This is a genomic window from Streptococcus sp. k-628, assembly GCF_013277475.1.
GTDB lineage: Bacteria > Bacillota > Bacilli > Lactobacillales > Streptococcaceae > Streptococcus.
This window is the reverse complement of the sequence record NZ_VMMZ01000002.1, coordinates 46,619-70,546: the sequence shown is the minus strand read 5'-3', so window position 1 is coordinate 70,546 and position 23,928 is coordinate 46,619. Positions and strand designations below refer to the sequence as shown.

25 protein-coding genes are annotated in these 23,928 nt (G+C 36.9%); 6 read left to right on the top strand and 19 right to left on the bottom strand.

The window, feature by feature from the left end:
• Window positions 1-245: 245 nt before the first annotated feature.
• The 8 genes from HT730_RS00530 to HT730_RS00495 form a co-directional block, all read right to left on the bottom strand.
• A complete protein-coding gene (locus HT730_RS00530) occupies window positions 246-1,334 on the bottom strand; it encodes a glycerol dehydrogenase (protein WP_173306474.1) in 1,089 nt (362 codons plus the stop codon).
• 17 nt (window positions 1,335-1,351) lie between these two features.
• Window positions 1,352-2,020 (bottom strand): fructose-6-phosphate aldolase, encoded by a 669-nt coding sequence (locus tag HT730_RS00525; protein WP_173306473.1) that lies wholly within the window; start codon window positions 2,018-2,020, stop codon window positions 1,352-1,354.
• Window positions 2,021-2,038: 18 nt separating this feature from the next.
• A complete protein-coding gene (locus HT730_RS00520) occupies window positions 2,039-4,477 on the bottom strand; it encodes a glycyl radical protein (RefSeq protein ID WP_173306472.1) in 2,439 nt (812 codons plus the stop codon).
• Window positions 4,478-4,627: 150 nt separating this feature from the next.
• Window positions 4,628-5,926, bottom strand: coding sequence for a PTS sugar transporter subunit IIC (locus HT730_RS00515; RefSeq protein WP_173306471.1), 1,299 nt, complete (start codon window positions 5,924-5,926; stop codon window positions 4,628-4,630).
• Between the two features lie 16 nt (window positions 5,927-5,942).
• Window positions 5,943-6,251, bottom strand: coding sequence for a PTS sugar transporter subunit IIB (locus HT730_RS00510; protein WP_000238723.1), 309 nt, complete (start codon window positions 6,249-6,251; stop codon window positions 5,943-5,945).
• A gap of 33 nt (window positions 6,252-6,284) precedes the next feature.
• Window positions 6,285-6,605: a PTS lactose/cellobiose transporter subunit IIA gene (locus HT730_RS00505; protein WP_000402908.1), complete on the bottom strand. Its 321-nt coding sequence runs from the start codon at window positions 6,603-6,605 to the stop codon at window positions 6,285-6,287.
• Window positions 6,606-6,799: 194 nt separating this feature from the next.
• On the bottom strand, window positions 6,800-7,780 hold the full coding sequence (locus tag HT730_RS00500; protein ID WP_001070837.1) for a sugar-binding transcriptional regulator: 981 nt from the start codon (window positions 7,778-7,780) through the stop codon (window positions 6,800-6,802).
• Between the two features lie 12 nt (window positions 7,781-7,792).
• The gene (locus HT730_RS00495) at window positions 7,793-8,539 is read right to left on the bottom strand and encodes a DeoR/GlpR family DNA-binding transcription regulator (protein WP_000824973.1); all 747 of its coding nucleotides are present in this window, start codon (window positions 8,537-8,539) and stop codon (window positions 7,793-7,795) included.
• A gap of 121 nt (window positions 8,540-8,660) precedes the next feature.
• On the opposite strand from HT730_RS00495, the gene HT730_RS00490 reads away from it, so the two are divergent.
• The 6 genes from HT730_RS00490 to HT730_RS00465 all read left to right on the top strand — a co-directional run bounded on the left by HT730_RS00490 (window position 8,661) and on the right by HT730_RS00465 (window position 15,937).
• Entirely contained in the window at window positions 8,661-9,437 is a 777-nt protein-coding gene (locus HT730_RS00490) for a glycyl-radical enzyme activating protein (protein ID WP_000406173.1), read from the top strand.
• 174 nt (window positions 9,438-9,611) lie between these two features.
• Window positions 9,612-11,261, top strand: coding sequence for a histidine kinase (locus tag HT730_RS00485; RefSeq protein ID WP_173306470.1), 1,650 nt, complete (start codon window positions 9,612-9,614; stop codon window positions 11,259-11,261).
• Window positions 11,254-12,027 (top strand): response regulator, encoded by a 774-nt coding sequence (locus HT730_RS00480; RefSeq protein ID WP_173253140.1) that lies wholly within the window; start codon window positions 11,254-11,256, stop codon window positions 12,025-12,027. The genes HT730_RS00485 and HT730_RS00480 overlap by 8 nt, the downstream gene beginning before the upstream one ends.
• 111 nt (window positions 12,028-12,138) lie before the next feature.
• Entirely contained in the window at window positions 12,139-13,185 is a 1,047-nt protein-coding gene (locus HT730_RS00475) for an ABC transporter substrate-binding protein (RefSeq protein ID WP_173306469.1), read from the top strand.
• A gap of 12 nt (window positions 13,186-13,197) precedes the next feature.
• Window positions 13,198-14,289, top strand: a complete 1,092-nt coding sequence (locus HT730_RS00470) for an ABC transporter ATP-binding protein (protein ID WP_023939666.1) — start codon at window positions 13,198-13,200, stop codon at window positions 14,287-14,289.
• Complete coding sequence (locus HT730_RS00465; RefSeq protein WP_100104102.1) at window positions 14,279-15,937, top strand: iron ABC transporter permease; 1,659 nt, start codon at window positions 14,279-14,281, stop codon at window positions 15,935-15,937. The genes HT730_RS00470 and HT730_RS00465 overlap by 11 nt, the downstream gene beginning before the upstream one ends.
• A gap of 254 nt (window positions 15,938-16,191) precedes the next feature.
• Here the strand turns inward: HT730_RS00465 and HT730_RS00460 are convergent, their stop codons facing one another.
• The 11 genes from HT730_RS00460 to HT730_RS00410 form a co-directional block, all read right to left on the bottom strand.
• Window positions 16,192-16,884 carry a histidine phosphatase family protein gene (locus HT730_RS00460; RefSeq protein ID WP_000241548.1) on the bottom strand — a complete coding sequence of 231 codons (693 nt, stop codon included), beginning with the start codon at window positions 16,882-16,884 and terminating at the stop codon, window positions 16,192-16,194.
• A 231-nt stretch (window positions 16,885-17,115) separates the two neighbouring features.
• On the bottom strand, window positions 17,116-18,393 hold the full coding sequence (locus HT730_RS00455) for an N-acetylmuramoyl-L-alanine amidase family protein (protein WP_240151443.1): 1,278 nt from the start codon (window positions 18,391-18,393) through the stop codon (window positions 17,116-17,118).
• A gap of 206 nt (window positions 18,394-18,599) precedes the next feature.
• A complete protein-coding gene (locus HT730_RS00450) occupies window positions 18,600-19,937 on the bottom strand; it encodes a PFL family protein (RefSeq protein ID WP_000354927.1) in 1,338 nt (445 codons plus the stop codon).
• Window positions 19,938-19,946: 9 nt separating this feature from the next.
• Window positions 19,947-20,213, bottom strand: coding sequence for an ACT domain-containing protein (locus HT730_RS00445; protein ID WP_000644126.1), 267 nt, complete (start codon window positions 20,211-20,213; stop codon window positions 19,947-19,949).
• Between the two features lie 265 nt (window positions 20,214-20,478).
• The gene (rplQ, locus tag HT730_RS00440; RefSeq protein WP_000331493.1) at window positions 20,479-20,865 is read right to left on the bottom strand and encodes a 50S ribosomal protein L17; all 387 of its coding nucleotides are present in this window, start codon (window positions 20,863-20,865) and stop codon (window positions 20,479-20,481) included.
• Window positions 20,866-20,876: 11 nt separating this feature from the next.
• Window positions 20,877-21,812, bottom strand: coding sequence for a DNA-directed RNA polymerase subunit alpha (locus tag HT730_RS00435; RefSeq protein WP_000568988.1), 936 nt, complete (start codon window positions 21,810-21,812; stop codon window positions 20,877-20,879).
• A 42-nt stretch (window positions 21,813-21,854) separates the two neighbouring features.
• A complete protein-coding gene (rpsK, locus tag HT730_RS00430) occupies window positions 21,855-22,238 on the bottom strand; it encodes a 30S ribosomal protein S11 (RefSeq protein ID WP_001118385.1) in 384 nt (127 codons plus the stop codon).
• A 17-nt stretch (window positions 22,239-22,255) separates the two neighbouring features.
• On the bottom strand, window positions 22,256-22,621 hold the full coding sequence (gene rpsM, locus HT730_RS00425) for a 30S ribosomal protein S13 (RefSeq protein ID WP_000090781.1): 366 nt from the start codon (window positions 22,619-22,621) through the stop codon (window positions 22,256-22,258).
• Window positions 22,622-22,638: 17 nt separating this feature from the next.
• On the bottom strand, window positions 22,639-22,755 hold the full coding sequence (gene rpmJ / locus HT730_RS00420) for a 50S ribosomal protein L36 (protein WP_001808836.1): 117 nt from the start codon (window positions 22,753-22,755) through the stop codon (window positions 22,639-22,641).
• 24 nt (window positions 22,756-22,779) lie between these two features.
• Entirely contained in the window at window positions 22,780-22,998 is a 219-nt protein-coding gene (gene infA / locus HT730_RS00415) for a translation initiation factor IF-1 (RefSeq protein WP_001029883.1), read from the bottom strand.
• 116 nt (window positions 22,999-23,114) lie between these two features.
• Window positions 23,115-23,753, bottom strand: coding sequence for an adenylate kinase (locus tag HT730_RS00410; protein WP_001050436.1), 639 nt, complete (start codon window positions 23,751-23,753; stop codon window positions 23,115-23,117).
• Window positions 23,754-23,928 lie beyond the last annotated feature (175 nt).

The following is a 23,928-nucleotide window of genomic DNA, read 5'->3' as shown; positions in this document are numbered from 1 at the left end:
CTGAATTGCTCTGTCACCCACTTTTTTATCTTATTGTTATGCGGGAAATCAAAGAGCAAAATAAGAAGCTTATCTCTTATAACACAAAATACTAACTTTAGACCGAAGATACGACTGGAATGCTAATTAATGTATTTATAATAAATAGCCGACAACCTATGTCGCTTTTTGATTTATGAAGAACGTCGGATTCAATACGAGGATCAATAAAAGACTACCATTTGGAAAACAGTAGTCCTTATTGTTTATTTTGAATTTACATAGGCGTCTACAGCGATGATAGCTTGAGCAACATCTGAAGGCGAAATCTTAAACGGCATCTGATGGATTGTCTCACCCTCCATAGTTGCTTGTTTACCAACTTTTATTAAATCATCATATCCAACTTGATCTAAATGCATTTCTTTTAGAGTTGTTGGCATGCCAATTTTTTTGTAAAACTCAATATACTTATCAAGTTCTTCTTTAGGTCTATTTTCCAATAATAGTTGTACCAAAGTTCCATAAGCTACTTTTTCACCATGTGTTAAATGATGAATGTCACCTGTCAATGCAGTAAAACCATTATGAATTGCATGCGCCGCAGCTAATCCTCCACTTTCAAAACCTAGGCCACTCAATAAAGTATTAGCTTCAACAATATTTTCTAATGCTGGTGTCACCACTTTAGCTTCACAAGCTGCCATAGCCTGTAAACCATCTGCAAACAGCGTTTCTTCACATTTCTTCGCAATTGCAACTCCAGCCAACGTTTGTTGTTGTCCTAACATAGTTTTTCCATTTGCCTGCATAACCGCACGCGCCTCAACCCAAGTTGCTAAACCATCTGCAATACCAGACGCTAATAAACGCTTAGGGGATTGTGAAATAACTTTTGTATCAACCAAAACTAAATCTGGATTTTTAGAATAAAATAGATAATGATCAAATGCACCTTCATCTGTATAAATAACAGATAAAGCAGATACAGGTGCGTCGGTCGATGCAATTGTTGGAGCAATAATAACAGGCTTTTCAATCAAATCTGCAATAGCTTTTGCACTATCAATCGTCTTTCCACCACCAAGCCCGATAATACTATCACAATTTTCTTTCTCAGCTAAGGCAACAACTCGATTGATTTCATTGTCAGAAGCTTCACCATTAAACTGGGCTAGAACAATACGGAAACCATACCTATGTAGGTAATCTTCAAATCGTTTTCCAACAATATCATAAACCAGCTGATCGCATAATAGAATAGGACGATTTCCCAAATCCAATATTGATTTGGCATTTTCAAACAAGGCATTTTCCCCTTGAATATATCTAGAAGGGCTAGCAAAAATTCTCATATGTATTCCCTCTCTATCTAAACGGAACGACTATTTTGAATAACAAACCAATCGTCAGAAAAATCATCAACCGCCTTTTGGATAGATGGCATGGCGAAAGCTGATTCAAAAACATCTGCTCCTGCTGTAACAGCATGCGCACCTGCAGCTAAAGCATTATTTACTTGTGCTACATTTTTAAAGGATGCAGCTAAAATCTTACTAGGAGAGTTCTGTCTATCAATAGCAAGAGCTAATTGACGAATGACAGAATTTGAATCAATGTTCAGATTTTCCATTCTATTATAATATGGAGCTAGGTAATCGGCTCCTGCTTCGATAGCTAATAATCCCTGAATAACTGTATAAATAGCTGTTGCAGTGATATGGTAGCCCTCTTTTTTTAGCACCTTTATTGCACGTAATCCAGCAGGAGTAACAGGTACTTTGATAAATATATCATCTCCTGCTTGTCTACGAATTTCATGAGCATCCTTTAAGATGCCTTCAAAATCTTGAGAAATCACCTGAACATGAATAGAGGGTGCAGAGCCAATCAATTCTCTTACATCTTTGATTCGTTCAAAAAAATTAATAGAGCCCTCTCTTTTTGCAATAGTGGGATTTGAAGTTACCCCAGCTAGCGGTAAAATTTCAGACCATTTTTTAATCTCATCTAAATTTAATGTGTCAAGCATAAATTCCATAAAAAGAACCTCTTTATTTTACAATGTATGCTCAGTACGTCCTATAATATCATCTTGGGTTGCCTTAGAAAGAACATTGAAGAATGCAGAGTATCCTGCAACACGAACAATTAAGTCTCTGTGTTTTTCAGGATGTTTCTGAGCGTCAATCAACGTCTCTCTGGAAACAACATTGTATTGAATATGGTACCCATGTAAACGATTAAAGAATGTTCGTAACAAAGCAATTAGTTTTAATTTATCTTCTTCTTTGGCTAACGTTTGAGGATTTACTTTCTGATTTAAGAGAACCCCACCTACGATTTCATCTGTTGGTAATTTTGAAACAGATTTTAAAACAGATGTAGGGCCGTGTTGATCCATATTATGTGATGGTGAACAACCCTCTGCTAACGGTGTACCCGCGTTGCGTCCATCTGGCGTTGCTAATGTTCCACGTCCCTGTCCTACGTTGGCTGAGATAGAAGATGTTCCTGAATAACGAATTCCTCCAATAGGACCTCTTCCATAACGTGTATTAGGATATTTAGCAATTTCATCAACATAAATGTCATAAGCAGCAGTAACCAATTTGTCAGCATAATCATCATCATTACCGTACTTAGGTGCATCATGAATCAACATTTCTTGAATGACCTTACCTTCTTCTCCGGCATAATCTGTTTCCAGTGCATGCCAAAGCTGACTTGGGCTTATACGTTCTTCCTCAAATACCAATTTTTTAATTGCAGCTAATGAATCCGACAAATTTGCAATTCCAACTTGCAAACCTGATATATAATCATATACTGCTCCACCTTCTTTAAGGTGTTTTCCACGACCAATACAATTATCAGTCAATGCTGAACATAGAATATCAGGAACTTCTCGTTCCAATGATAAATCAATAGAATTTTCAACAATAACACTCATTCGTGTCAAATATCTTAGTGTTTTATCCCAAGCATTTTCTAATTCAGAAAAGTTCTTCATATCCTTAAAATGACCAAAGCTTGGTGCAAATCGTTTACCCGAAGCCGGATCAATTCCATCATTCATCGTGATAAGTAGAACCTTAGGGAAGTTCATATAACTCATACCTGTGCAACGATAGCCCCATTTCCCTGGAACTGCCGTTTCAACACATCCAATGGCACTGTAATCATAAGCATCATCTTCCAATACTCCTTTTGCAATAAAAGAAGGAATAATAATCTCATCATTATTAAATGCAGGCATACCAAAACCAAGTTTCATCACTTCAATACACTCATTCATGAAACGAGCATCTAAACCTGCATGATAACGTACAGTTAGATTAGGTTGCGGTAGATGGGTTTGTGCAACTGATTTTAATACCAAATAAGATAATGGGTTAACAGCATCCTTCTTATCTCGAGTCTGTCCACCAATTGTAACATTTTGATATAAAGGACTTCCTGCTGAAGAAAATGTATGTGCTTGACTGCGAACCTTATTAATTGTAATTGTCTTAATCCAGAGATTTGTCAGACGTTCAACAATGCTATCTTCTGTTTCTTTACCACTTTCTAAATCAGCCTTCATATATGGATACATATATTGATCAAAACGGCCATATGAAAGAGAGTGGCCATTAGATTCAATTTGTAAAATACATTGAATAAACCAAACTGATTGAATAGCTTCTGCAAAAGTAGTTGCCGGTTCATATGGGACTCGAGAACAAATATCTGCAATCTCAAGTAATTCTTTCTTACGTTTAGGATTTGCATTTTCGGCTAAACTTTTAGCAAGATCAACAAAGCGATTTGCATATACTTTAATAGCATCGATTACGATAAATATAGAGTCGTAAAAATGATATTTATCAATACTTGCTGGATCTGTTAAATCTAGTGCTGCTTTCGCTTTACGAGCCCGCTCTTCAAAACCTCTTAAACCAAATTGCAACAGTTTCTGATAGTTAACTGCTAAGTGAGCATCTCCAGAGTTCATCTTACCTTCCATACCGAAGAATCCTGTTTCCATATAAACAGACACTTCTTCAGGTAACAAGGCACCAGCTCTCGCACGTAAATTATTATTTTCCCAAAACGGAGCAATACTTCTAAGTTGTTCTTTTGTTTCTTCAGTAATATAGAAAACATCTCCATCACGCTTTTCAAAAAGATCCAACTCATTGAGAACAAATTCTAGCGTATATTCTGGAAAAATAGGAGCATCTTTATTGGAAGAAGCCTGATTTCCCGCAATCATAGATTCTTCTTCGATATAGATAGTCATATTTTCCAAAATTTCTTTGAGCATATAGGCGCGTTTTAGGACATTAGGTTGTTCCTTATATCGATCATAAGCGCGTGTTGCTAGAACTGCTCTTTCAGCATCAATATAAGGTTTTTTATTTAAAACATCTTCTCGATATTTGTTCATCCTTTCAGTAAGGCTGCCAAAATATTCTGTCTTGATTGTTGTTCTTGCTACTTCTTTATTTACCATCGTAAGCACCTTTCTTTCGAAAATATTTTTGTTTCTTTCGAAAATATAATACCTAATTTTTTAGAGAATTTCAAGCTTTTAACTAGAAAAACTCTAACTCCCTAATTTTTAGCACAAATGTGTGAGTTTAACAGTAACACACAAATGCCTCTAAGATTGTTTGATTTCATTTTGGTAAGCTAAACGATCTTGTATCTTAAAGAATGGAAAATAAACCACTGTAGACATCGCCAATACTAATAACTGAGTCACAACACCTTGCCATCCACCAACCATAAATCCTGATATAATAGCTGGGGTGCTCCAAGGTAAGGTAACTCCTGAAAATGGCTGCATGAAACCTGTTGCAATAGCTCCATATACTATAACAGCTGCAAGTACAGGAACAAGAATGAAAGGTACAAACATAACTGGATTCATGACAATCGGAAATCCAAATACAACTGGCTCATTTACGTTAAATATTGCTGGAAAAGCTGCTACTTTCCCTAACGCTTGGTACTGTTTAGATTTTGCTGCAAAAAGCATGGCAACTACAAGACCAAACGTAATCCCTGAACCAGATAGAATTAAAAATGAATCTAAAAACTGTTGAGTAACAATATGTGCTCCATTTTCTAATGATAGATTACCAGAGGCTAACATAGCTTTATTAGCATCAAGATTAGATAAAAGCAGAGCTGTCACTACTCCATTTACTACCGATTGCCCATGAACACCAAACCACCACAAAAATGATATAAAGAAGGCAATTCCAATCGCACCATACAACGATCCAGTTAAACCTTGCAACGGAACCTGAATAACAGAATAAATCATTTCAATAAATGTTCCGCCATTAGTCAATGACTTCGCTAAAATATATACAATCATAGAAGATAAGAAAATTACAAATGCTGGAATCATTGCTTCAAACTGTTTGGCAATAGCTTGTGGAACTTGTTCTGGCATCTTAATAACAATTTTTCTCTTTATAAAGAAGGTATAAATACTTCCTACTACCAAACCTATAATGATAGCACCGATAATTCCTTGACCTCCAAACCAAACTTTACTAATAGCGTCCCCAATCGCCTCACCTTGTTTAGGGATATAAGATGATCTTAGCAAAATAAAGAATGCAGATACAGAAAGAACCCCAGCTGGCAATGCCTCTACTCCGCTATTCTTAGCATAAGAATAGGCAATTGAAAAACAAGAAATTAGACCCATAATAGCAAAAGTTCCTGAATAGACTTGCATAAAAGGCTCTGTCCAGTCTGCCCCAAATACACTAGCAATACTTTGATTCAATCCTTCAAAGGGTAATTGCCCCATAATTAAGAACAAACTCCCAACTACTGTTAATGGTAAAATAGCCAACATACCATCTTTTAGAGCTATAATACCACGCATATTCACAAACTTCATCATAGGTGCAATGATTTTTTGAACATCCATCTTTGCCATAATAAATCTCCTTTTCTTACCCACTAATTAAAGATAGGGCTAAATCTAATACTTTTTTCCCATCTAACATACCATAGTCCATCATCGGAATAACAGCTATCGGAACATCACACTTATCACAAATTTCTTTTGATTTATCTAATGTATAAGCAACTTGAGGCCCCAATAGTGCAACATCTAGATTTGGGGCATAATCCGCTAATTTAGACTGAGAAAACGCCTCTATTTCTGCCTCAACTCCACTAGATTGCGCTGCAATTTTCATATTATTTACAAGCATACCAGTAGAAAATCCTGCTGCACAAAACAAACCAATCTTCACCATTATATTTTCCTCCTCTATGTTAATACTCTAGTATTATTTTTTATGAAGTTCTTTTCTCAAACTAATAATTTCTTTGATTAAATTAATCTCCGTCATACTAGTCATGAGATGATCTTGTGAATGAACAAAGAGAGCTGTTATTTCTGTCTTTGTACCAGACGCTTCCTGTGCCAAGAATTTTGTTTGTAGATTATGGGCTTCTAATAAGGCTGCATCAGCTAACTGGATTTCTTCTTCACATCGTTCACATGTACCGTTTTTTATGTAATCTAATGCTTTATAAATATGTTGTTTCGCATCGCCAGCATATAAAATTAAACCCATGATAATTTGATCTGGAACAATAATTTCCATAAATTCCTCCTCATTTCACTATGTAAAAAGCTTTTTTCATTTGAAATTTTAAAATTTTCTTTTGTAACTATAGAATACAACTACATAATAAACTTGTCAATCTAAAAACAACAAATAAACTATTTTTATTTATATGAGCACAAATGTGCAATCTACTAAAAAGAAAAACGATAAACTGAATCAGTCTATCATTTTCACTCACATAAAATATTTCGAAAAGAAAAATCACCATCTTCTTCTAAAACTTTTAAAATTGTATTTTTATCTGTAATCAGATGATTTACTAGATTAGCACGCAAGACAGAAAGAATCGCAGATACTTTCGTATCACCGTAAGCAACAGCTAAACTTTGAGGAATATTTTTTAAATCTTCTAAAGAGATTGCTATCGTTCTTTCCTGTAAGTTCTCATAAACTTCTTTACCTTTTGAATCAAAGAATCGACAACAAATTTCCCCTACAGTTTTAACTTTTGTCAATTCTTTAAAGTCATCCTCTGTAAGCATGTCTAACCATTGATGTTTTCCTTTATTACTAAAATCACCAATTCCAACCACAGCTATATCTAAATCTTTCCAACTATTTTTCAAATCTTCAAAATATCTTGATTGCAAAATACCATCTGCTAACAATTTATTTTCTTGCACAATCGTTGCATTCATAAATGTACACTCTCCATGAAATTTTCTAGACATTTCATAGATCAGTGTATTCACATGGTATTTAGCGTGTATGTGACTAGGACCTCCTGCTAGAGGATAGAAGTGAACATTTCGGACACTTTTACTGTGAATTAAATCTACTAAATTACTTAAACTTTTCCCCCAAGAAAAGCCAATTTTCATATTATCATCAATTAAATTCCTAAGGACACCTGCTGCAACTTGAGAAATTCTTTCAGATAAAATTGTTGGATTATCATCAAATTCATTTGGAATAATTTCTAAACTTTCCAGACCATATTTTTCTTTTACATAATTTTCCAACTTAAACATATTGGTATCAAAATTCTCTATTTCAATTTTAACAATTCCTGCATTCCTTGCTTCTGTTAACATTCTACTAATAGAGGTTCTATAAATTCCTAATTTTGCCGCTATTTGTGACTGATTTAAGTTTTCAATATAATACAGATAAGCAATTTTAGAGAGCAGTTTATTCCTATCTTGATTCATACACTTAACCTCTTACGAAACTACCTTAACCATTATCCCAGCATTTTCTAATGTAGCTATATTTTGTTTAGAAAGTTTTTCGTCTGTTATTACTTCATAGACTTGACTTAAAGCAAATCTTCTTACTGTCCCCCTTTTATCAAATTTACTTGAGTCAGTTAGAACAATGACTTTATCCGACGCTGCTGAAATATATTGAACTACCTCACTGCGCATTAAATCTTTTCCTGTAAAGCCCATCTCTTTATCGTAGCCATCTGTCCCAACAAAAGCTTGACGCACATGAAAAGTCTGTATCATTTCTTTTAATAAAGGTCCTACGGTAACCTGTGAATCTTTCTGAAACTCTCCACCAAGAACAATAACACGACATGAATCATAACCTCTTACAAAATTTGCTATAAAAAATGAATTTGTTACAATAGTGACATTTCTTTTTTGCTTGCAAATTTCCTCAGCAAGTAAGGCACAGGTTGAACCAGATTCTATCATTATTGTTTCATTATCTGATACCAATTTTACTGCTTCTTGAACAATTTTTCTCTTAATTTCATAATTAATTGACAAGCGTACATTTAAGTCATCTCCACTATTTAACACAGCATATCCATGCTCTCTGTGTAACAAACCTTTTGACTCTAATTTATCTAAATCTTTTCTAATCGTTACTTTCGATACATTTAATTTTTCCGATAATGTATTAACATCAATCTTTTCATATTCTGATACTAATTTAATAATTTGTTCCAATCTTTTCATTTTACACCTCCGTTTTATTCTACCAAAATAAAAAGCAAAAAACAACAAATTGAACTTTCGTTCGTAATTGTTTTTCTTTCGTTTTTGTGATAGGATAGACTTATGAAGAGGAGGAACTCTTATGGAAATATCTAAAGGAATTATTTTTAATATTCAACACTTTTCAATTCATGACGGTCCAGGTATTCGTACAACTGTTTTTTTAAAAGGATGTCCTCTGCGCTGTCCATGGTGTTCTAATCCTGAATCTCAAAGAATGAAACCTGAAAAAATGAAAGATGCTCAACGAGAGAAATTCACCTTAGTCGGTGAAGAGAAAACTGTAGAAGAAATTATTACAGAAGTATTGAAAGACAAGGAATTTTACGAAGAATCCGGTGGGGGGTTAACTTTATCTGGAGGTGAAATATTTGCTCAGTTTGAATTTGCTAAAGCCATCTTAAAGTCAGCTAAAGAACATCACATACACACTGCCATTGAAACTACTGCCTTTGTTGATCATGAAAAATTTGTTGATTTAATCCAATATGTGGATTTTATCTACACAGACCTAAAACATTATAATTCTATAAAACATAAAAAAGTGACTGGGGTTTTTAATCAAATGATTATTAAAAACATTCATTATGCCTTTTCTCAACATAAAACTATCGTTTTAAGAATCCCGGTTATTCCTGATTTTAACAATAGTTTAGAGGATGCAGAAGAATTCGCTACTCTATTTAACTCATTAAATATCGACCAAGTTCAACTACTCCCTTTTCATCAATTTGGTGAAAACAAATATCGTTTATTAAATCGGAAATATGAAATGGATGGAGTCAACGCACTTCATCCCGAAGATCTTATTGATTATCAAAAGGTATTTCTGAACCATCATATTAATTGTTATTTCTAGTTTATTTCCTTGAAATGCTCTAGCTATTTGCAGATAACAAGCATCTATAATACATACTTAACTTCTCAAAAGGTTTAGCTAAAAAATTTTAGCCAAACCTTTTCTATTTTACCTTGCTCTAAAATTTTTAAACTGCTATACTTATAACAGAAAACCCTTCCAAGGAGGTAGCAGATGTCTCATTCCTTTAAAAAATCTCTCCAAAAAGAAATTCTCCATAGAAGCTCTATCGCAGCCTTTATGACCTCCCTTTTACTGCTCATTTTACTTTTTGGTTTTTCCTATTTTTTACAAAAGCAGCAACTCTCCAAAGATACAAGACAGATTGTAAAACAGGTTCAAGAAATGAAAGAAGCAAATAATGAGCTCCTGACTACTATGAACCATAAAATGATTCCTGAATTTTTGGACGGCAAACACACAGAGCGAGAAGTCTTTAGCTTATTTTACGAGACAAAAGCTAGATTGAAGCTTAGTTCTGACCTCATTATCCTAAGTGATACAGGTGAATTACTATTTAGTACCAATCGAAATCATCAAGAAAGTATTTTATCTCCCTACTATCTAAAATTGCTCATTCAAAATCCTTCTCAAGATAAAGTGACAGAAAAAATTGCACTCTCTTCAGATAAGCAACATTACACACTCTTTATAAAGCCACTACTTCAAAACCAACGAGTTAAGGCCTATACTATTGCTTTCGTAAATGAGAATGATTTCATTTCAAGTTTCCCAATGATCAATTCCAAATACATCATTACCGATAGCTTTGGAAATATGTTTTCCAACAATACAAATCAGTTTACTCGTTCCACTCTTGAAAAATTGGATGAAAAACTCCTACACTCTCGCACCCACTGGTATGCGAATGAACCGCTTATTGTTCAAAAAGAAAAAGTTGGTGCTATTTTTTCAATCTATACTTTTCAATCCTTTTTTCCTATTCCTAGCTTACTCGGCCTAGCCTCCATTCTCACCTTATGTATATTCTTCCTCTACTTCTGGCAAGCAAGACGAATTGCTCATAAGATTGCTACACACAATGCTGTTCCTATTGAAAGTTTGGTTTACCAACTTCAAGAAATTCCTAAACAAGCAGAAAAAAGGCTTTCTCTACAAACAGGTGATGAGTTTGAGTTTATGGCAGAAAAAATCAACAATATGTTGTACGAATTAGATCAACTTCATCAAAAAATGTTGACCATAGAAAAAGAAAAGTGGATTTTTGAAAGAAAAATGCTGGAAGCTCAGTTCAATCCTCATTTTCTCTACAATACACTTGAGACGATTAAAATCACTTCTTTAATGGATGCTGCTCTCACACAAGACCTGATTCAAAACCTCACGCGCATTCTTCGCTACAGTATCACGGATTTAGAAAAAGAAACAACCATTTGTCAGGATTTAAAGATTATAGAGGATTACCTTATGATTCATAAGATTCGTTTCGAGCACTTTTCCTATGATATTGTCTGCCCAGAAACTGTCGATAATCAACCTATTCCTAAACTTTTCTTGCTTCCTCTAGTAGAAAATGCTATAAAATATGGGATGCAATACCGTATTGATCTTCATATTGATATCCAAATTACCTTGGAAGCAGATTCTCTGACTTTTTTAGTCAAGGATAATGCCGGAGGGCTCACCAAACAAGAGCGACTCGCTATTTTAGACTCTTTAGAGAGCCCTCATACCCAGCATGGCATCGTGAACAGCTACAAACGATTGAGCAATTTCTTTTCTGATGTCCAGCTAGATTTAGGAGTCAATCGCCAAGGAGAAACTTGGGTCAAATTTGTAACGAAAGGACTAACTCATGTTTAAGCTCATTATCGTAGAAGACGAACACCTCATCCGAAAATGGCTAGAGATTGCCGTAGACTACTCTGCATTGGGTATCCAAGTCGTAGGAACTGCCAGTCACGGTCAAGAGGGAATGAAACTCATCCAAGAAAAAGAACCTCATATTGTCTTAACAGACATCACAATGCCAATTATGGATGCTTTTATGATGTTCGAAGCCACTCGTACCCTCTCCTATGAAAAAGTTATCTTATCAGGTTATAACGATTTTCAAAATGCCAAAAAAGCCATGCAATATGGAGCAGTTGATTTCTTATCCAAGCCAATTGATACCAAGGAATTGACAGAATGTCTTCAAAACATTGTTTTGCGATTACAAGGTAGCACCTATCAAGAAACTCCTTTTTTAGAAGAATATCAAACTTTACTCACCTCTATCCAACAGGTTGATACACAAAACCAAATCATTCAACAAATTATTTCCTTTGTCCACAAGCATTATGCAGAGCATTTTACGATTGCGACTATTGCTGAAGCTTTAAGCTATAGCGAAAGCTATCTATATAAGGTTATCAAAGAAGACTTCCCCATGACTCTAAATGAATATATCTTACAATATCGTCTGAAACAAGCTATAGATAAGATGGCTGAATCTCCCAACTCCCCTCTAAGCGACATCTCTGATCAAGTTGGATTTTCAGACTATAAATATTTTGCTAAAGTATTTAAAAAGTATCTCCATATTTCCCCAAAGGAATTGAAATCACTCGGAAGAATAGTAAAATAAGCTATTCTTCTTTTTGTAGAGAATTTTACTCTAATAGAATAGAATTGTCGGTTTTAAAAACGCTTACACTGTTTTAAAATAAACTTAAATAACACAACGGAGGTATCCATCATGAAAAAGAAATGGATGTATTATGCTGCTTGCGGACTAGCTCTTTTTGGTCTTGCTGCTTGTTCTTCTAATGAATCTGCCGATGGCGGTTCATCTGATAAAGGAGACGGCGGTTCGCTAGTCGTTTATTCACCAAACTCAGAGGGCTTAATCGGAGCAACTATTCCTGCCTTTGAAGAAAAATATGGTATCAAAGTAGAACTGATTCAAGCTGGTACTGGAGAGCTTTTCAAAAAACTAGAGTCAGAAAAAGAAGCTCCTGTAGCTGATGTCATCTTTGGTGGTTCTTATACACAATATGCTACCCACGGAGAACTCTTTGAAAACTATACTTCAAAAGAAAATGATAATGTTATCAAAGAATATCAAAACACAACTGGCTACTCTACACCTTATACACTAGATGGTAGTGTTTTAATCGTCAATCCTGATTTAACGAAAGGCATGAACATCGAAGGATATAGCGACCTTCTCAAACCTGAACTAAAAGGAAAAATCGCAACTGCTGACCCAGCAAACTCTTCTAGCGCCTTTGCTCAATTAACAAATATGCTACAAGCTCAAGGTGGTTACACAGACGATAAAGCCTGGTCTTATGTAAAAGATCTCTTCACACTTATTGATGGTAAAATCGGATCAAGCTCATCTGGTGTCTATAAAGCAGTTGCTGACGGAGAAATGGCTGTTGGTCTCTCTTATGAAGATCCAGCGGTTAAACTCTTAAATGATGGAGCTAACATTAAGGTAGTCTATCCAAAAGAAGGAACCGTCTTCCTACCTGCTAGTGCTGCTATCGTTAAAAAAGCGAAAAATATGGAAAATGCCAAGAAATTTATCGATTTTATTATCTCTCAAGAAGTACAAGATACACTTGGTACAACCACTACTAACCGTCCTGTTCGTAAAAATGCTAAAACAAGCGAAAACATGAAACCAATTGACAAAATCAAAACACTCACTGAAGATTATGATTATGTCATCAAGAATAAATCAGATATTGTTAAGAAATACAACGAAGTCTTTACAGATATCCAATCTAAACAGTAAAAGAGGTTCACTATGAGTGAGATCAAAATTATTAACGCCAAAAAAATCTACCACGATGTCCCTGTTATTGAGAATTTGAACATTACAATTCCAAAAGGAAGTCTCTTTACCCTTCTTGGACCTTCAGGGTGTGGGAAAACGACCCTTCTTCGTATGATTGCAGGTTTCAACAGTATCGAAGGTGGAGAATTTTACTTCGATGATACAAAAATCAATAATATGGAACCCAGCAAACGCAATATCGGCATGGTTTTTCAAAACTACGCTATTTTCCCACATTTGACTGTCCGAGATAACGTTGCTTTTGGTCTCAAGCAAAAGAAGGTTCCAAAAGAAGAATTGATTCAACAGACCAACAAGTATCTTGAACTCATGCAAATTGCTCAATATGCGGATCGAAAACCTGATAAACTCAGTGGTGGACAACAACAACGTGTCGCCTTGGCACGTGCCTTAGCGGTTAATCCAAGTGTTCTCCTCATGGACGAGCCACTTAGTAATCTGGATGCCAAACTTCGCTTGGATATGCGTCAAGCCATTCGAGAAATCCAACACGAAGTGGGAATTACAACTGTTTATGTAACCCACGACCAAGAAGAAGCCATGGCGATTTCAGACCAAATTGCTGTTATGAAAGATGGGGTGATTCAACAAATCGGTCGGCCAAAAGAACTCTATCATAAACCAGCTAATGAGTTTGTAGCAACCTTTATCGGACGCACAAATATTATCCCTGCCACTCTTGAAAAACGGAGCGACGGCGCTTATATCGTCTTTTCAGATGGCTATGCTCTTCGAATGCCAGCTCTTGATCAGGCGGAAGCACAAGCTATTCATGTAAGCATTCGTCCTGAAGAGTTTATCAAAGATGAATCTGGAGATATTGAAGGAACTATTAGCGATAGCGTCTATCTTGGACTAAATACGGAATATTTCATTGAGACAGGCTTTGCCTCAAAAATTCAAGTTAGTGAAGAATCAACTTTTGAAGAAGATCTACAAAAAGGCGATCGTATTCGTCTACGAATCAATACTCAAAAATTAAACGTCTTTTCTGCAGATGGTTCACAAAACCTGATAAAAGGAGTCAACCATGGAACGTAAAAAACTAAATATTTGGACAGCCTCCTCTTTCTTCATCTTTCTTACCTATCTTGTCTTTCTGGTTTATCCTATCGTTACCGTGCTCAAGCAAGCACTCATACATGAGGGACAATTTTCACTAGCTAATTTTGTCACTTTCTTTAGTAAAGCCTACTACTCTGAGACACTTGTCAACAGTTTCAAGGTTTCCATTACCGCTACTGTCACTTCCTTAGTCGTAGGAACCTTATTAGCTTATCTCTTTTCCATGTATGATTTCAAGGGAAAGAAATTTCTACAAATATTGATTATCATTGCTTCCATGTCAGCTCCTTTCGTGGGAGCCTACTCCTGGATTCTCTTGCTGGGACGAAATGGGGTCATTACTAAATTCCTGACAAATACCCTTCATCTTCCAGCTATTGATATTTATGGATTCAAAGGAATTGTACTTGTCTTTACACTGCAACTATTCCCACTGGTATTTCTATACGTTGCTGGAACAATGAAGAGTATTGACAATTCTCTACTTGAAGCAGCTGAAAGTATGGGGTCCTTCGGATTTAAGCGTATCGTAACGGTTGTTTTACCTCTCCTAGTTCCAACCTTACTAGCTGCTGCCTTGCTTGTATTTATGAGAGCATTCTCAGACTTTGGAACACCTATGTTAATTGGTGAAGGATATCGGACTTTCCCAGTCTTGATTTATACCCAATTTATTAGCGAGGTTGGAGGAAATTCTGCTTTTGCATCTGCTTTAGCCATTATGGCGATTATCATTGCCTTGGCAATTTTCCTTATCCAAAAACACATTGCAAATCGCTACAGTTTCAGCATGAATTCGCTCCATCCAATTGAGCCTAAAAAAACTACAAAAGGAAAAATGGCTGCCATTTATGCAACAGTCTACGGAATTATCTTTATCTCTGTTTTACCTCAAATCTACTTAATTTATACCTCTTTCCTAAAAACATCAGGTATGGTATTTGTTAAAGGCTATTCTCTAAACAGTTACAAGGTAGCTTTCAATCGTATGGGCTCTGCTATTTTCAATACCATTCGTATCCCTTTGATTGCCTTAGTCCTAGTTGTCCTATTCGCAACATTTATCTCCTACCTAGCCGTTAGAAAACGGAATTTGTTTACAAACTTAATTGACAGCCTCAGTATGGTTCCTTATATTGTACCAGGAACCGTTCTAGGGATTGCCTTCATTTCTTCCTTCAATACTGGTCTATTTGGAAGTGGATTTCTTATGATTACAGGGACAGCTTTCATCTTGATCATGTCCCTATCTGTCAGAAGATTACCTTATACAATTCGCTCATCTGTTGCTAGTTTGCAACAAATAGCCCCAAGTATTGAAGAAGCCGCGGAAAGCTTAGGAAGTAGCCGTCTCAATACCTTTGCCAAGATTACAACTCCAATGATGCTATCTGGTATTATTTCTGGAGCCATCCTATCTTGGGTCACAATGATTTCAGAACTCTCTACTTCTATCCTCCTCTACAATGTCAAAACAAGAACAATGACTGTAGCTATTTATACAGAGGTTCTCAGAGGGAATTACGGTGTAGCCGCAGCCTTGTCAACTATCTTGACTGTTCTAACAGTAGGCTCCTTGCTCTTGTTTATGAAAATCTCTAAAAGCAATAGCATCACACTTTAGTTTCCCCCATCAAAAACAGCCGAAAGGATTACCCTCGGCTGTTTTTTCTTATCTTGATATTCTTATCAAATTCCTAGCTCATGGCAAGCAAGTCTAGACTGAGTATACTAAATGAAAATCAAAGAGTAAACTAGGAAACTAGCCTCAGGTTACTCAAAGCACTGCTTTGAGGTTGTGGATAGAACTGACGAAGTCAGTAACCATATCTACGACAAGACTACGTTGACGCGGTTTGAAGAGATTTTCGAAGAGTATTAAATAGAGGCTTCCTCCATCTTCTCCCGTCCTAGTTCTCGGTAACTACGATCGCCGACAACTTCTACGCTAAACTGGCCGTCCTCATATTCAAGAATCGTCACGCTACCATTATCGAGACCATGTGGATGCATACCATTGATCAGATAAACAATGGTTCCAATGGTCATTCCGTGGCTGACGACAAGGGCATTGCCCCCACCTTGCTCTTCCATTTCTTTGGCAATCGCTTCAAAGCCTTCTTTGATGCGGCCACTGAGTTTTTCCCAACCTTCAGCCCAACCAGCTGTATCAACCTCTACCAAGCCCTCAGCCAGTTCAGCATAAGACAATTGGTGAACGTGATCCACATTAAAGATACGAGGAATAATGCCCATGAAAAGATCGCCATCGTAAGCTCCGTCAAAGCTACCAAAACACCATTCTCTGATACGCTTGTCCATGCGATAAGGGATTTTTCCCTGCAAGCCAAGTTCATCAAGGATAATTCCCATTGTCTGAATAGTGCGACCAGAATCACTCGAATAAGCACGCTCAAACTGCAGACCAGATTCTCGCAAACCGATTCCTAACTCTTGAATCCCTCGCTCACCTTCAGCTGTTAAGGGAGTATCACTCCAACCTTGCGCACGACCAATCGTGTTAAACATAGTCTTGCCATGACGTACCAAATACAATCGTACTTTTACCATTTTCCGTCCTCCGTTTGCTTCTATTATATCATGGATGATAAAACAAAAGCCACCCAGACAGGCGACTTTTGCAGGAGATTATTATGAAAAAGTTTAGGAGTTCTATTAAATAAAGATATTAGATGAAAATCAAATTCAAACTAAATCAGTGTTATCTGTTTCAAATAATATTAGGAGGTCTTTATTTAATGATTATAGTATACACATCCAACCTTAAATAGAACTTAAAAATTAAACCCATTCACCTTTTTCATTTACTTTATAACCGTTAATGGTCATATTTTTTGCTAATTTTCCATCAGCTAGCAAATAATACCACTTATCTCCATCCTTAATCCATTGGTTACGAGCGTACTTACCATCTTGGTTCAGATAATACCAACTATCATACTGAGAATCAAATACCCACTCGCTCTTAGCCATGTAACCGCCACGTTTTAGGTAGTATTCGCCCTGCCAAGCTTTCTCCACATAACTACCAGTTGAATCTACATAAAACCAGCTCTTATAATCTTCATCATAAATCCATTCACTTGCAGCCATTGAAGCATCTGCTTTTAGATAATAACGGCCTACCCAGCGGTTTCTGACAAGATTGCCCGAAAGGTCATTGTAGTACCATTTGCCAGACTCTTTAAACCACTTACTTGCTTGATAATCCTTCTTAGTCTCTCCATTAGCAGTAACGGTAGCTTGAGATGAAGATGAAACTGTGGCTGATGTAACCGTAGAAACTGCTTGAATAGCCTCTTCTTTTGTCACCTTAGGCTTAGCTTTACCTTGGTAAACATCTTCGATACGCTTAGTAAAGACAGATAACTCTTCAGGGGATAGCATATGTCTTATTTCAGGTTCTTCCTTATATATTAGACCTGCTTCTTTTTTAATTTTGTATTCCGCTTCTTTAACTATCTGAGCTATTTCTTTGAATAATTTAAGCTTGTCCGCACCTAAAAGACCAGCATCACTTCTGATATCTTCTCTTTGAATAAAAGCTACATCATTCAACTTTTCAATGTTTTTTTGCGTAGGAATTAAACTAGGACTCGATTTATCAACATTTTTATAAAAAGTTGATAAATTTTGAACATAATCTTTTAATGTTAAATTAGTATTATTTTCTGGATCGTAATCACCAAAATAATTACGGTCCCGAGGTATCGACCAGCCTGTTAATGGTCCGTAAAACATTTTTAAATCGCTAATTATTTTTTCCTTTTCTTCAGATGAGTATAAGTTACTATCTTTTTCTACTTGCTGAAGTAGTAAGTCATATTTTTTTATTCTAGCTATATAAAAAACATATCCTAAAAAGTTAGGCACATCACTTTTTATTCTATTGACAATTTCTTCGAATTCAAACGAATAATAGTAACCATTTTTTGAAAATCTATTTATATTTTCCTCTGTGACCTCAGCTAATCTTTTAACTACGACAGTCTTGAGTTTTAAGACATCATCATCTTTAAATTGTACAGTATTCCAATCAATGCCATCAATTTCTTCCAATAATTTTTTCTTCACTTGTTCAGAATAATTTCTAGCTACATTCTCTAAATCTGCTTGTGTTTTATATAGACTTTCATTTCTTTAATTCGTATCATTTTCCTGCGCAGAAACTACTTGACTGGCAAAAGTTGGAACTAGTAAAGTCGACAGTCCTAAAGCTACTAAAGCATGTTTCATTTCTTTTTTCATCATTTTCTCCTAATCTCTTAATTTTTAAAACTATGGATTGGTGCTGGGATTTGTCCACCGCGAGAGATGAAATCAACAGACGAAGCACCATTGACTTTCATTACTGGAGCTGTACCAAGAAGGCCACCAAACTCAATCATATCGCCTTCTTTTCCTTTTGGAATGATACGAACAGCTGTTGTTTTCATGTTAATGACACCAATTGCAGCTTCATCTGCAATCATAGCCGCAATGGTTTCAGCAGGTGTATCCTCCGGAATGGCAATCATATCCAAACCAACGGAACAGATAGCCGTCATGGCTTCTAGTTTTTCCAAATTAAGAGAGCCATTTTGCACTGCAGCAATCATACCCTCATCCTCAGAAACAGGGATAAAGGCACCAGACAAACCACCGACTTGGTTGCAAGCCATCACTCCGCCCTTCTTAACTTGGTCGTTCAAGAGTGCCAAGGCAGCCGTCGTCCCGTGTGTCCCAACTGTTTCTAGCCCCATTTCTTCAAGGACACGTGCAACAGAATCTCCAACCGCAGGAGTTGGCGCCAAACTCAAGTCCACAATACCAAACTCCACACCCAGTCTCTCACTGGCCATTTGACCAACCAATTGACCGATACGAGTGATTTTAAAGGCAGTTTTCTTAACTGTTTCGGCTACTACATCAAAGCTCTGTCCACGAACTTTTTCCAAGGCACGCTTGACCACACCAGGACCAGAAACTCCGACATTGATGATAACATCTGCTTCCCCAACACCATGGAAGGCACCCGCCATAAATGGATTGTCCTCAACAGCATTAGCGAATACAACCAACTTGGCCGCTCCCATATCTGATAGATTAGCCGTTTCCTTAATAACTCGTCCCATATCTGCCACAGCCGTCATATTAATACCAGATTTGGTTGAGCCGATATTGACTGACGAGCAGACCTTGTCCGTTTCAGCCAAAGCGCGAGGAATAGAATTGATGAGAATCTCATCTCCCTTTTGATAACCCTTTTGTACCAAGGCAGAAAAACCACCAATAAAGTCCACACCAATCTCTTTCGCAGCCTTATCAAGCGCTTTTGCCAGAACCACGTAGTCCGTCGCATCTGTCGCTGCCCCTATCAAAGAAATAGGAGTCACCGATACACGCTTATTAACGATTGGAATTCCCAACTCAGCTGCAATTTCGTCACCAACAGCCACTAAATTAGCCGCCTTGGTCGTAATCTTTTGATAAATTTTCTCCGCAGCACGATTGATATCCGGATCGATACAGTCCAAAAGGGAAATCCCCATGGTAATAGTTCTGATATCGAAGTTTTGCTCCTCAATCATGGAGATGGTTTCAGTAACTTGTCTAATATCCATGATAACCTCCTAGATATTATACATAGCTTCGAAAATCGCTGCACTCTGAATATTGATTTTCACATTCAAAGTTTGCCCAAAGGTTTCAAACTCATTACGAAGATAGGTGAAATCTTGTTTTTCATCACTAGAGACGACAGCCATCATCGTGAAATATTCATCCAAAACAGTTTGAGAGATATCATCAATGTTCAAACCCAATTCTGCAATTTTACCAGAAACACCTGCAACAATTCCAGATTTATCTTTACCAACAACAGTTATAATCGCTTTCATAAGCAAACTCCAATTCTTCTTTTTATAGGAAACCTGAACATTAAACAGGATTCTTTTCAAATAGTATAGCATAATTCTAATTAAAATACTCAAAAACGCCTGCTTACGAAGTTGTTCTTAAGAAAAAAAACAATTTCGTAAACAAGCGTCTACTATCCCAACTTATGATGAGTGTTCCCGCTAGGACCGAAATCCTAGCGGTAGACCAGAGCTAGACTAAGAGCATAAGACTCCATCATCATAACACTCAACAAAATTGATGATTTTATACTAATTCGATAATCGCCATTGGCGCTGCATCACCACGACGTGGTTCAGTTTTAAGGATACGAGTGTATCCACCGTTACGTTCAGCATAACGAGGTGCGATTTCTGAGAACAATTTTTGAAGTGCTGTAGTAGAAGTGTACTTATCAGTTGCTTCATCATAGTTTTCAGATGCGATTTCATTACGTACGAAAGCAGCTGCTTGACGACGTGCATGCAAATCACCACGTTTACCTAGAGTAATCATTTTTTCAACAGTTTTACGGATTTCTTTAGCACGAGCTTCAGTTGTCACGATTGATTCGTTGATCAAAAGGTCAGTTGTCAAATCGCGAAGCATTGCTTTACGTTGTGAGCTAGTGCGTCCTAGTTTACGGTAAGCCATGTATTCCTCCTTTATTTATCTTTTAATCCAAGACCCAAATCAATGAGTTTGAGTTTCACTTCTTCCAAACTCTTGCGTCCAAGATTTCGTACTTTCATCATCTCTGCTTCAGATTTTTCTGTCAAATCATGCACAGTATTGATACCGGCACGTTTCAAACAGTTGTATGAACGCACAGACAAGTCCAGTTCCTCAATCGTACGATCCAAAATACGGTCGTCAGATTCAGTATCAGCTTCTTTCATCACTTCAGTTGACTTAGCAATCTCAGTAAGATTTGTAAACAAATCAAGATGTTCTGTCAAAATACGTGCTGAAAGCCCTAAAGCATCTTCTGGAATAATTGTTCCATTTGTCAAGATTTCAAGGGTTAATTTGTCAAATCCATCATTGCTACCTACACGAGCAGGTTCCACTTGATAGTTGACTTTTGTAACTGGTGTATAAATAGAATCTACAGCAAGTGTTCCAACTGGTGCATTATCTTTTTTATTTTCATCAGCAGGTACATATCCACGACCACTGTTAACAGTCATAGTCGCTTTTAGAGAAGAACCTTCACCGATTGTAAAGAGATAATGATCTGGATTTACAATTTCAATATCGCTATCTGTCAAAATGTCACCAGCTGTTACTTCAGCAGGACCTTCAACATCCAGTTCGATGATTTTTTCGTCTTCAACGTACGATTTCACTGCAATTCCTTTAATGTTCAGAATGATTTGCATCACGTCTTCACGAACACCTGGAACTGTGTCAAACTCATGTAACACACCATCAATATTGATAGATGTCACAGCTGCTCCTGGTAGAGAAGCTAGAAGTACACGACGAAGAGAGTTCCCAAGAGTTGTACCGTAGCCACGTTCAAGTGGTTCGATTACAAACTTGCCATAATCTTTATTTTCATCAATTTTTGTTATATTTGGTTTTTCAAACTCGATCATTTAGTTACTCCCTCTTAAACGAAAAGCAGTGTAATGCGATGATTATACACGGCGACGTTTTGGAGGACGAGCACCATTGTGTGGCACTGGAGTCACATCACGAATTGCTGTTACTTCAAGACCAGCGGCAGCAAGCGCACGAATAGCTGACTCACGACCAGAACCTGGACCTTTTACAGTAACTTCAACTGATTTAAGACCGTGTTCTTGTGCAGATTTAGCAGCAGCTTCAGAAGCCATTTGAGCAGCGAATGGTGTAGATTTACGAGAACCTTTGAAACCAAGAGCACCAGCTGATGACCAAGCAATTGCATTACCATGCACATCAGTAATCATAACAATAGTGTTATTAAATGTAGCGTGAATATGAGCAATACCAGATTCGATATTCTTTTTCACACGACGTTTACGTGTTGGTTTAGCCAAGACTTTTACCTCCTATATTATTTTTTCTTACCAGCAATCGCAACAGCTTTACCTTTACGAGTGCGAGCGTTGTTTTTAGTGTTTTGTCCACGGACAGGAAGTCCACGACGGTGACGGATACCACGGTATGAACCGATTTCCATCAAACGTTTGATGTTCAAGTTTACTTCACGACGAAGGTCACCTTCAACTTTGATTGCATCCACTTCACGACGGATAGCATCTTCTTGATCTGATGTAAGATCACGTACACGAACATCTTCTGAGATTCCAGCAGCAGCCAAAATTTTCTTAGATGTTGCAAGTCCGATACCATAAACATAAGTCAATGAGATTACTACGCGTTTGTCATTTGGAATGTCAACTCCAGCAATACGAGCCATGTTTTCTCCTTTCTATCTTATCCTTGACGTTGTTTGTGTTTTGGATTTGCTGGGCAAATTACCATAACACGACCATTACGACGAATAACTTTACAGTATTCGCAAATTGGTTTGACCGATGGTCTTACTTTCATTTCTTATCCCTCCAAGTTTTTCGATTATTTAAAGCGGTAAGTGATACGTCCACGTGTCAAGTCATATGGACTCATTTCGACAGTAACACGATCTCCCGCTAAAATACGAATATAGTTTTTACGAATTTTACCAGAAACTGTTGCTAAAATCTGATGTCCATTTTCAAGTTCAACCGTAAACATTGCATTCGGCATTGTATCAACTACTTTGCCTTCAACTTCAATCACATCGTCTTTTGCCACGCAAAAGCACCTCCATAAATTTCGATTCGATGCCTCTAGACACAGAGACAACAATTATAAGTCAGACTATCTTAGTATAACATTTGTAGCGGATTTTTGCAAGTGTGAAAAACGCTTTATTTCAAATTTGTCAATACTTTTTCGATATCTGAGAAGACATCATTGATATCTTGATTACCTTCGATGTCATGAACCAAACCTTTGGCACGGTAGTGAGCAATGATTGGTTCTCCTTGAGCAATATTCACATCCAAACGACGTTTGACTGTCTCAGGTTTATCATCTTCACGTTGGTAGTAATCTTCTTCTTTATAGTCAACTGGTGGGTTAAAGACCTTGTGGAAAGTTTCTCCAGTTACGCGGTGGATGATACGGCCACTCAAACGTTCCAAGAGGCTATCTGGATTCACTTCGATGTTGATAACACCTTCTAGTTCGATGCCAAGTTCAGCCAATGTTTTGTCCAAGGCATGAGCTTGTTCGATTGTACGTGGATAACCATCCAACAAGAATCCTGTTTCTTTAATATCATCTTGTGAAAGACGTTCTTTTACGATCCCATTTGTAACTTCGTCAGGAACTAATTCACCCTTGTCAATGTATGACTTAGCAAGAACACCCATTTCAGTTTGATTTGCCATTGCAGCGCGGAACATATCACCTGTTGAGATATGTGCAACATGGAATTGTTCAACGATTTTTGCTGCTTGAGTTCCCTTACCTGCACCAGGTAAGCCCATAATCAAAAGATTCATGATTTGATCTCCTTATTTTATTTTTAAATAGAAGCAAAAAATCTTTTCACCCCTATTTAAAAACAAAATAGAAGAGGGGAGACTAAACTCTCACAAATGTCAGAGTTTAAATCTCCACTCCCTCAGCATTTACTGATTCATACTCAATGAAAATNNAAGCACTGCTTTGAGGTTG